This window comes from Gemmatimonas sp. (assembly GCF_046594945.1).
In the GTDB taxonomy this organism is placed as follows: Bacteria; Gemmatimonadota; Gemmatimonadetes; order Gemmatimonadales; family Gemmatimonadaceae; genus Gemmatimonas.
Map to the genome: position 1 here is coordinate 1 of NZ_JBKJRB010000104.1, position 9,184 is coordinate 9,184.

Here is a 9,184-nt window from a genome sequence, read left to right on the forward strand (position 1 = left end):
ACGGTGCCACTATGGTTGCTGAATTCTGAACACTATACCAAGTCTGATGTCTGTCCCTGAACCAGCTGAGTTCTGAGTTCTGACGTTCGAGTCAGCATGAAGTCTACCACCCGCTGATCGCATCGCACATCGCCCGCCCCGATCGGTGATTCGAGGGTCATCCCTTCCATCGTGCGGCAGCGACTGAGCGCCACGTACGTCTGTCCGGGTGAAAACGCGCCACGACCCAGGTGCACGTGCACCCGATCGAAGGTCAGCCCCTGACTCTTGTGAATGGTGACGGCCCACGCGAGCTGCAGCGGCATCTGTTTGTACCGACCGACCACCTTCTGACGGATCTCGTCGTCGGCGTCGTCGTACCAGTACTCGAGCTGCTGCCACTCCTGCGCGTCTACCGTGACAATGGCGCCACTATCGAGCTTCACGATGGCACCCGTGGCGCTGATGGCCTGCACTTCGCCCAGTGAGCCGTTCACCCAGTTCTCCTCGGCGTCGTTCTTCACGAACATCACCCGGGCGCCGCGCTTGAGCACGAGCGGATCCGGGGCCGGATCCTGCTTGAACGTGCCGGTGCTGACCGGCGAGCCGAAGGTACCACTGCGTTCGGCGGCAAACGCGGCCGGTGCATCATCGAGCGCCTCGAGACGCCGCTGATTCACGCGCTCGGCGTCGAGACGTCGCGCGGCGAGAATGATCGTCTCGTCGAGTTCGTCGTTCGTGGCACGATCGATACGCGTGTGCAGCAGGCGATAGTCGTCGCCGGTGGGTGTCGCGGTGCGCACGCGATCAAGCAACGCAATCCACACCGGATCTCGCTGACGATACACGGTGCGGAATTCGATCGTGGACAACGGAGCGTACTTGAAGACCGACGCATCGAAGAAGTGCGGCGTGTCATACCACAAGTCACTGAACGCACCCGTTTGCTCCTTCGACACGATCGGCGGTAACTGAAACGGATCGCCGAACATCACGATGCGTACGCCACCGAATGGCAAGTCATTGCCCTTCGCCATGCGCATGGCGACATCGATGCCGTCCATGACGTCGGCGCGCACCATCGAGATCTCGTCGATGATGAGCATGTCGAGTTTCCGCGCCACCTGCAACCACCGGCCACCTTGAATGTCGCGTGCGGTGAGCGGCTTGAGCGGAAAGCGGAAGAACGAATGAATGGTCTGTCCGCCCGCGTTGAGCGCGGCGAGACCGGTGGGCGCCAGCACCACGCATTTGCGACCCTGCGCGGCGGCCAACTGACGCAGGACGGTGCTCTTGCCGGTGCCCGCTCGTCCGGTCACGAACAGCGGACGCGGATCACGCACATCGAGATGATCGTACAGCTCCGCAAGCTCGGCGCTGGCTCCCTGGTCCACCTTGGACAGACGCCGCGACGCTTGGACCGCTTTGCGCGTCGCGGGCGGCTTTTCCGGCGGAAGTGTCGCCAGGTATGCCCGATACCGGTCGAACGCCGATTGACAGAGATCGCGATCGCGCACGCGCTCGAGCTTGGTGCGCACTGCCTCGCGGACGAACTTGCGAAGCTCGTTGCGCTCGAGACTGTAGAACTGCGCGAAGCCATCGCCCGGCCGCTTCTCGTCGAACACCAGCAGGTCACCGTCGCGTGTGAAGCGCAGCAGGTGCAGCCCCGCGTCGGTGTGCGGCGGTTCGGCGGGCGCCGCCGGGGCGGGTGGCAATGACGACATACTGAAAAATAGTCAGTCGTGGGGGCTCGTTGCCGACGTTCGTTCTCCGCCCGTGGAACGTGCCGAATCTCACAGTCGACGCGCTGGCACAATGAATGCCTAGCCCTTATCTAGGCGCAGCAAGCGCCCTTTCGCTGACGCGTGCGCAGGCGAGCTGGGCCGTAGTCAGCTGTCATTCAGCGGAGGATGTCATGACGGATAAGAAGCCAACCGATGATCTCGACCTCAACCAAAAAGGCCTCGTCAACCGCGCGGAAGGAACGGCGGAAGAGGCAAAGGGCCGAGCCCGGAACGCGTTGGGCGGGCTCACCGGCGACGGCGGCCAGCAGCTGAAGGGAATGGGTGAAGAGCTCAAGGGCAAGGCGCAGCAGGCGCTGGGCAAGACGCAGCAGAAGCTCGACGACCTGCTGGACGGAGACGATTCCAAGTAGGCGGAGTCGGACAAGCGTCATCGACGTTTTAACGTAAGGGGCGTCAGCGCTGACGATGCGCTGACGCCCTTTCGTTCTATTGGCGGTTCCCCAGCACCGGAGGAACTCCCATGCCGATCGAAGAGACCGAATCAAAGCCCGTCCGTCACCCCGAGTATGTCTATATGGACTACGCTCGGCACCTGTCGGGACGATTGCGTCGCACTATTACCGGACCGATGTGGCACGGTCCCTCCCTGCGCGAAGCGCTTCAAGGGCTGAACGCGGCTGACGCCGTCGAACGCCCTATTCGGAGTATGAAAACCGTTTGGGAGATTGTACTGCACGTGACCGCGCGGGCCGAACGCGCCCGGCTGCGCATGGATGGAATGGCGCTCGAGGAGCCGACGCCGGCAGAAGACTGGCCGCGTATTCCCATTCCGTGCACGGCGGCGGCTTGGGAAGACTCACAGGTTCGCATGGCCAATGCCTATCGATCGATGGCCGTTCGCGTGTGCGAAGTGATGTCGTCGGGCTTTCTGAAGGTCGTCGAGAAGCAGTCGTACAATATCGCCACGATGGCTGACGGTGTGGCTGAGCACGGGGCCTACCACGCCGGTCAGATCGTGATCCTGCGTCGGGAGATCATTTCACGGCGCCCCAATGCGGCGACTCTCACCGATCTGATGTGGTGAGAGTGATTGATAACTGCGTACGGACTACTTGTTCCCCGTCGGTACGCTGCCTTTGCGGTAATCCAACTGCGGCTTTTGCGTGCCAAGGACCGTGCTGTACTTGAAGTCGGCGCCGCGCCGCGCGTCGAGTTCGACCTTCGCGCTCGCAATCGTGGCCGGCGACCGGAATAGCTCGGCGCCGGTCAGCGCCATTGTCTTGGCCGCCACCATCATCCCCTTCGACCCCAGACTCATCCCGCCGGCGGCGACGGCCTGCCAGGAGTGCGCCGCGGTGCCCGGTACCCACGTTGCCGCCGACAGCTGCACCGTGGGCACCACCCAGCTCACGTCGCCCACGTCGGTCGAGGCCGATCCCGCCGCGCCGATGACGAGCGGCTTGACCAAAGCCGTGTTGATGAGCGGCTGCGACACGAACTGCGGCGATTTCTGTAGCTGCTCGGCGAACGCGTTCTCGGCCGGCGTCATGGTATAGCCACCCACCCGCTCGAGGACGCGCTGCTGCACCTTGGCGAGCGTTTCGTTCGGCAACAATGAGTACACCGAGCCCATGAGCTGCAGCTCGTAGCTGGTGCCGGTACCCATCGCGGCGCCCTTCGCCGCGTTCGCTACGCGTGACCACACGTCATTCACCGTCTTCATGTCAACGTGACGCACGTAGTAGTACACCTCGGCTTCGTCGGGTACGACATTGGGCGCGCGACCACCGTCGGTGATGACGTAGTGAATGCGCGTGCCATCGGGGATGTGCTCGCGCAGATAGTTGGTCATCACGTTCATCACTTCCACGCCGTCCAGCGCCGAACGACCGCGCTCGGGCGACATGGCAGCGTGCGCGCTGATCCCCTTGAAACGAAACTTGCCACTGATGTTCGCCATCGTGCGCTCGCCAGTGATCGAATTTTCATCGGCGGGATGCCACGCGATCACGGCATCGACATCGTTGAACAGGCCGTCGCGCACCATGTATACTTTGCCAGAGCCGCCCTCTTCCGCCGGCGTCCCGATCATGCGCAGCGTGCCCTTCACGCTGTTCGCTTGCATCCAGCTCTTGAGCGCGATCGCCGCCGCCGTGCTGGCGGTGCCGAAGAGATGGTGACCGCAGCCGTGGCCGGGCCCGCCCGCAACGAGCGAGCTGCGCCACGGCGTAGCGTCCTGTGAGAGCCCTGGCAGCGCGTCGAACTCACCGAGCAGCGCAATCACCGGCTTGCCGCTGCCGTATTCGGCCACGAATGCCGTTGGCTCGCTGGCTACGCCGGCCGTGATCCTGAAGCCCGCACTCTTCAGCTCGGACTGCAGCAGCGCCGTGCTCTTCACTTCCATGAAGCCGACTTCGGCGAACCCCCAGATCTGTTTCGCGACGTCGGCGTAGTGGTCGGCTTTCGCATCGAGCGCGATGAGCATTGCCGCCGTGCTCGGTGCACCCGAGGACGGTTTTGCCTTCTGCGCCTCCAGCGGCGGTGCAGTAAATGCGCCGGCGAGCGCGCAAGCGAGTGCCGCGGCTGTCGGGCGATTCACGATACACTCCGCGATTCCGCAAACACGGGGGCCATGAGTCCGTGCCGCGAGCGGCCGTGCGGATCCTGCTTCGCTCGGATCTCGTTCACGAGTTCGAGTGCGGTCTGTTCGCACGGCGGCATCACGATCGACGATTCGCCCAGCGGCGTTGTGCGTTGTCCCCACCGAACGAGGAGTGCGCCGAAGGTGAGTCCGCCACCGAATCCCGGCATCAGCAACAGGCTGCCGGGCTTCACCCGTCCTTCCTTGAGTGCGTCTACCAAACTCACCGGCACCGTGGCTGCGCTCATGTTGCCGTACTTGTGCACAGTGACCATCACACGATCCATACCAATACCGGTGTACTTGGCCACCGCCTCGATGATCCGCAAGTTGGCCTGGTGTGGCACTACGAGATCGATATTGTCGGCCGACTCGTTGGCCTCGCGCAGCACACGCGCCGCCGCTTCGCTCATGCCGTGCACGGCGCGCTTGAAGATCACCTGCCCGTCGAAATCCCACAGCGTGTCGCCCAGGGACACGTCGCGATTCGCATAGCCACAGCCGATCCCGCGCACGCGCAGGCTTTGCCGTGCTGCGGCGTCACAGCCGAGCACCGTGCCGATCACCCCTTCCTCGTTGTCGGTCGCCTGCAGCACGACGGCGGCGGCGCCGTCTCCAAAGAGCACCGCCACGTTGCGATTGCTCCAATCCATGTAGCGGCTGATCAGCTCCACGCCGATGACGATTGCGTTGCGCACGACGCCGGTCTGGATCATCGCGGTGGCGGTGGAGAGGCCGTACAGGAAGCTGGTACACGCGGTGTTGACATCCATCGCGGCGGCGCGCGTGGCGCCGAGGGCGATTTGCACCCCTGAGGCGCTGTTGGGCACGGCTTCCTCGTTACTGCAGCCGCCGTAGATGATAAGGTCTACCTCACCCGCCTCGAGCCCGGCGCAGGCCAGGGCGCGCGCCGATGCGATCGTGGCCATCTCGATGGCCGATATGTGCGACACGCGGCGTTCCTTCATGCCGGTGCGCTGCGTGATCCATTCGTCGGACGTCTCGAGAAAAGTCGAGAGATCGTCGTTGGTCAGGATGGCGGGCGGGAGCGCTTCACCCCAGCCGGTGATTGCGGCATGGCGCGCAGACGTCATTGCACGGGGAGGTAAGACGTTCGTGATGGGCCGTTGGGTCGGCGTCAAACGCTCGCGGGTGGGAGGCGAGCCGGCGGACTGATGCGTGAAGGCTAGGGTCGAGCGAGGTAGGCCACAAGAACATTCGGTCACGGATTTCCCACTTCTCCATCGCTTTTGTTGCGCGGGAATACAGTCTCGGCATGGCTATCCCACGACTCCCCCGTTTTTGCCCCGTCATGCCACGTCTGATGCTCCGCCGCGCGATGGTGGTACTCGTCGCCACCACTGCCGTTCCGTTCATCGCCAAGGCCCAGACGCCGGTAATCTTCGTACACGGCAACGGCGACCATGCGGGTCTCTGGGATAACGTGATCTGGCGGTTCGAGTCGAACGGCTCTCCGGCGTCGCGTCTATTCGCCGTCGACCTCCCCAATCCGAGTGCTTCGAGCGCTGGTCGCCCGCACCGATAGCGCGAGCGTGCTCATCGTACGTCCGCGCGGCTACTTGGGGTTGGGCCGCGACACCGTGAAATTCGACGGCGTGCGCGCTGTGGGTTTTGCGCTTGGTGTGCCGACGGTTCGGAGCGAGCGAACCGCTTCCGTGCGTACGCGGGTGAACGGTGAGACGATCGTGGTGCGCACGCAGCCCGGCGACACGCGGCGACTGGTGTCGGCAGAGTTTCAGGAACAGCAACAGGAACAGCAACAAGAACAGCAACAAGAACAGCAACAAGAACAGCAACAGGAACAGCAACAGGAACAGCAACAGGAACAGGAACAGCAACAGGAACAGCAACAGCGGGAACACGGAAACGGCGGATGACACTGAACGACACGGATTGGCGAAACGGCGCCGAGATCAATCATCCCGGCGCCGCTGGATTATCTGTGCTTTACAGTGCCGTTTCCGTTCATCCGTGTTCCGGCTGTTGCTCTTGTCGTTGCACGTGCGGATGCCGGCGCACGGATCACTCACGACTCCAAACTTCAACTCAAGACTCAAGACTCACGTGAGTCTCGAGTTTTGAGTTGAAGTCTGGGGTCATGAGTACCTCCTTCCCTGCGCGCCCTTCACCGCGCGCCGCATAGCGCGCCCCGCTCCATCGGTGCTACAATCGGGAGTTCGTCGACCGCCCACCTTGTCCCGTGCCACATGTCCTCGCTTCGCCCACGTTTGCTCCCTCGTGTTCTCGCGGCGGCGGCGGTCGCCCTCACCGGCATCACGTCGGTTTTGCCGGCCCAAGCTCCCGACGCCCCCTTCCTGCGTGTTCGCGTGGACGAGGCCCGTAACCGAGCCCTGCTCGACATCCCCGCGGCGCAGATGGGGAAGGATTTCTTGCATCAGGTCACCCTTACGACGGGGCTTGGGCAGAGTAACGGACCGGGGCTCGATCGCGCTCAAATGGGGCAGAGCGTGGTCGTGCGCCTTGAGCGCCGCGGGAGCCGCGTACTGTTGGTGCGTGACAACTGGAGCGTGCGGGCGCCGAACGGGGACGCCGGTAGCCAGCAGGCGGCATCTGATGCCTTCCCGCGTTCTGTCGTGGCCTCGTTCGTGGTCGACGGCGAGAAGGACGGCGTGACCACAGTCGACGCCACGTCGCTGTTCCTTTCCGATGCCTACGGCGTGGCGGACGCCCTCCGAGGCGGCGCCGGTCCCGGTGGTGTCGGTGCCGGCGGTGCGGCTGGCGTGTATCGCGTGGATGCGGCCCGGAGCTGGCTCGACACCGCGCGCACAAAGGCCTTCCCCAAAAACGCGGAAGTGCACGCCGTCCTCACTTTTGTGAGCGACGCGCCGGGCGGTCTCGCGCGCCGCGCCGCGCCCGACCCGAAAGCCATGACCTTCGAGGAGCACCATTCGCTGGTCGTGCTCCCCGATCCCACGAGCTACCGCCCGCGCGCCTACGATCCCCGCTTCGGCTACGGCGGCACGCAGTTCGCCGATCTGTCGCAAGGCTTCGACGGTACCTATCGCGCGGGCTATATCAATCGCTGGCGCCTGGTGCCGACGGATCCCGCGGCGTACCGTCGCGGAGAACTCGTGGAGCCGCTGACGCCGGTCACGTACTACCTCGATCCCGGCATCCCGACGCCGTACCGCGAAGCGCTCCGACAGGGCGGGAACTGGTGGGCCAAAGTGTTCGAAGCCGCCGGCTTCAAGAACGCTTTCCGCGTGCTCGACCTGCCCGCCGGCGCCGACCCCATGGACGCCCGATACAACATGCTGATGTGGGTGCACCGCTCCGGTCCCGGCCCGAGCGTGGGCCCCAGCTACAGCGATCCGCGCACTGGTGAAATCATCCGCGCGATCGTGCGCATGGACGCCTGGCGTTCGCTGGTCGACTACAACATCTGGGCCGGCACCGTTCCCGCCTCCGGACCGCGTGGCCCGAATGTGGACGCGGAAACCTTCACCATGTCGCGCCGTCGCCAGCATGCGGCCCATGAGATCGGACACACGCTCGGCCTGTCCCACAACTACATCGCGCACGCGCAAGGCCGCACGTCGGTGATGGACTATCCGTATCCGCTCATCACGCTCGCCGCCGACGGCACCCCCGATCTGCGCGATGCGTATCGAAAAGGGCCCGGCGCGTGGGATACGCTCGCCATCAAGCTTGGTTACACCTGGTACGCTGACAGCGCGTCGGAAGCGACAGGACTCGACGCGATCATGAAGGACGGTTTCGCGCGCAACATCCGCTTCATCAACGACCAGTACGCCGGCGCCAACGGGTCGATTCCCGAAGTGACGCGTTGGGTGGAAGGCGCCACGATGTTCGACGCCGTCGAGCGCACGTCGAAGCTGCGTCGCGTGTTGATGGACAAGTTCGACGAGCGCGCGATCAAACCCGGCGAACCGATGGCGCTGCTCAACATGCGGTTCGCGCACGTGTACCTGCATCACCGCTACTCGCTCGAAGGACTCGCGAAGAATGTGGGCGGCATGGACTTCACGTTCACGCTACGAGGCGACGGACAAACGCCCACCACGATCGTGCCGGCCGCGACGCAGCGTCGCGCACTCACGATGGCACTCGACGCCATACAGCCGTCGGAGCTCACGGTCCCGGAGCGTGTGCAGAAGATGATCCCGCCGGCTCCGCCGGGCTTCAACGGCGACATGACGTGGATCGACAGTCAAGGCGGCACCACGTTCGACGCCGTCACACTTGCCGGCGGATTGGCCACGGAAGTGATCGGCTACCTGCTCGACCGCGAGCGCCTCGCGCGCGTGGTTCTGATTGCGGGGCGTGACAACACGGCCCTCTCGCTCGACGAAGTCCTACGCGCCGTCGTGCGGCGCACGTGGGGCAGCACCTCGGCAACCGCGGCGCCCGAGAAGGCCGTCCAACGCGCCGCCCAGCGCGCCGCCGTCGATGCGATTCTCGATCTCGCCGGCGATAAGCGCGCCATGCCCGACGTGCGCGCCGCCGCGCTGATGCATCTCAAGTCGCTCGATATCCGGCTTGCCGGTGCGTCGTCCACCGACGCCGCCGTCCAAGCACACGTCGCTTCCGCGCGTCACGACATCGCGATGTTCATGAGCGGCAACGACGACCCAACCGCGCGGCCACGATTCCCGGTGATCATACTGCCGTGGCCTTGATCATTAGCAAACAGCGCTAACGGTAAACCGCGCTAAAAACCAGGGGCACCAAGAACTAATGGCGCTAGGAATTAGGGGCGCTAGGAATTACGGGCGCTAGGGATAGGTCGAGGCCATCGGTGGTGCGTTCCAGTTTG

Annotated in this window: 8 protein-coding genes; 5 read left to right on the forward strand and 3 right to left on the reverse strand. The window is 64.3% G+C overall.

What is annotated here, in order from left to right:
- Positions 1-32 precede the first annotated feature (32 nt).
- Positions 33-1,703 carry an ATP-dependent RecD-like DNA helicase gene (locus ACLL97_RS12810; RefSeq protein WP_411280863.1) on the reverse strand — a complete coding sequence of 557 codons (1,671 nt, stop codon included), beginning with the start codon at positions 1,701-1,703 and terminating at the stop codon, positions 33-35.
- 191 nt (positions 1,704-1,894) lie between these two features.
- Between ACLL97_RS12810 and ACLL97_RS12815 the strand changes: the two genes are divergently transcribed.
- Both ACLL97_RS12815 and ACLL97_RS12820 read left to right on the forward strand, forming a co-directional pair.
- Positions 1,895-2,134, forward strand: a complete 240-nt coding sequence (locus tag ACLL97_RS12815) for a CsbD family protein (RefSeq protein ID WP_411280864.1) — start codon at positions 1,895-1,897, stop codon at positions 2,132-2,134.
- Positions 2,135-2,244: 110 nt separating this feature from the next.
- On the forward strand, positions 2,245-2,808 hold the full coding sequence (locus tag ACLL97_RS12820) for a DinB family protein (protein ID WP_411280865.1): 564 nt from the start codon (positions 2,245-2,247) through the stop codon (positions 2,806-2,808).
- Between the two features lie 24 nt (positions 2,809-2,832).
- Here ACLL97_RS12820 and ACLL97_RS12825 read toward each other — a convergent pair whose 3' ends face one another.
- Both ACLL97_RS12825 and ACLL97_RS12830 read right to left on the reverse strand, forming a co-directional pair.
- The gene (locus tag ACLL97_RS12825) at positions 2,833-4,323 is read right to left on the reverse strand and encodes an amidohydrolase (RefSeq protein ID WP_411280866.1); all 1,491 of its coding nucleotides are present in this window, start codon (positions 4,321-4,323) and stop codon (positions 2,833-2,835) included.
- Positions 4,320-5,459 carry a ketoacyl-ACP synthase III gene (locus tag ACLL97_RS12830; RefSeq protein ID WP_411280867.1) on the reverse strand — a complete coding sequence of 380 codons (1,140 nt, stop codon included), beginning with the start codon at positions 5,457-5,459 and terminating at the stop codon, positions 4,320-4,322. The genes ACLL97_RS12825 and ACLL97_RS12830 overlap by 4 nt, the downstream gene beginning before the upstream one ends.
- 218 nt (positions 5,460-5,677) lie before the next feature.
- Here ACLL97_RS12830 and ACLL97_RS12835 point away from each other — a divergent pair, with 218 nt between their 5' ends.
- The 3 genes from ACLL97_RS12835 (at position 5,678) to ACLL97_RS12845 (ending at position 9,047) form a co-directional block, all read left to right on the forward strand.
- A complete protein-coding gene (locus ACLL97_RS12835) occupies positions 5,678-5,911 on the forward strand; it encodes a hypothetical protein (protein WP_411280868.1) in 234 nt (77 codons plus the stop codon).
- Entirely contained in the window at positions 5,880-6,263 is a 384-nt protein-coding gene (locus tag ACLL97_RS12840; protein ID WP_411280869.1) for a hypothetical protein, read from the forward strand. Before ACLL97_RS12835 ends, ACLL97_RS12840 begins: the two co-directional genes overlap by 32 nt.
- A gap of 330 nt (positions 6,264-6,593) precedes the next feature.
- Positions 6,594-9,047 (forward strand): zinc-dependent metalloprotease, encoded by a 2,454-nt coding sequence (locus ACLL97_RS12845; RefSeq protein WP_411280870.1) that lies wholly within the window; start codon positions 6,594-6,596, stop codon positions 9,045-9,047.
- The last annotated feature ends 137 nt before the right edge of the window (positions 9,048-9,184 follow it).

Coding starts and splice junctions, on each gene's coding strand:
- ACLL97_RS12810 (WP_411280863.1), bottom strand. CDS start 1,703: ATGTCGTCATTGCCACCCGCCCCGGCGGCGCCCGCCGAACCGCCGCAC.
- ACLL97_RS12815 (WP_411280864.1), top strand. CDS start 1,895: ATGACGGATAAGAAGCCAACCGATGATCTCGACCTCAACCAAAAAGGC.
- ACLL97_RS12820 (WP_411280865.1), top strand. CDS start 2,245: ATGCCGATCGAAGAGACCGAATCAAAGCCCGTCCGTCACCCCGAGTAT.
- ACLL97_RS12830 (WP_411280867.1), bottom strand. CDS start 5,459: ATGACGTCTGCGCGCCATGCCGCAATCACCGGCTGGGGTGAAGCGCTC.
- ACLL97_RS12835 (WP_411280868.1), top strand. CDS start 5,678: ATGCCACGTCTGATGCTCCGCCGCGCGATGGTGGTACTCGTCGCCACC.
- ACLL97_RS12845 (WP_411280870.1), top strand. CDS start 6,594: ATGTCCTCGCTTCGCCCACGTTTGCTCCCTCGTGTTCTCGCGGCGGCG.